This is a genomic window from Rhodococcus ruber NBRC 15591 (assembly GCF_001894945.1).
Classification (GTDB): Bacteria; Actinomycetota; Actinomycetes; order Mycobacteriales; family Mycobacteriaceae; genus Rhodococcus; species Rhodococcus ruber.
Genome location: NZ_BCXE01000056.1, coordinates 1 through 522 on the forward strand (window position 1 = coordinate 1; position 522 = coordinate 522).

The following is a 522-nucleotide window of genomic DNA, read 5'->3' on the forward strand; positions in this document are numbered from 1 at the left end:
CGGTCCACCAACAGAAATCCGGTGCGAGACCCACCTTCGGGAAGCTGAGCAGACTGCTCACCCGGGCGCGGCAGCAGTCGTCGTGGCTGCGGGCCGGATCCCAGGTGGCCCAGCAGCAGACGCTGCGGACCTACGCCCGCGCCCTGGACGACTCGTTCCGGATCACCGGGCGGGGCCGGCCGCGGTGCAAGGCCCGCAAGAAAGCGTTGCCGACGCTCGAGTACACCCGCCGCGGCTTCACCCTGCGCGAGGGCCGGTTGGTGCTCGCCAAGGGGGTCAGTGTCCCGGTGGTGTGGTCGCGGGAGTTGCCGTCCGAGCCGTCGAGTGTGCGCATCACCCGGGATCCGCTGGGGCACTGGTACGCCTCGTTCGTCGTCACCCGCGATGCCGAACCGGTGCCCGCGGCCCCCGAGGGTTCGGCGATCGGTGTCGACTGGGGCGTGAGCAGGACCGCGACCACCACCGACGAACGGTTCGACCTGCCGCACCGGCAGCACCGCAGCCGCTGCGCGGCGGAGCTGG

The 522-nt window shown here is 72.0% G+C and carries 1 protein-coding gene; it reads left to right on the plus strand.

Going from position 1 to position 522, the window contains the following annotated elements; translation table 11 throughout:
- On the plus strand, nt 1–522 hold a 522-nt coding region (locus tag RR3_RS24470), incomplete at both ends, for a transposase (RefSeq protein WP_304363084.1).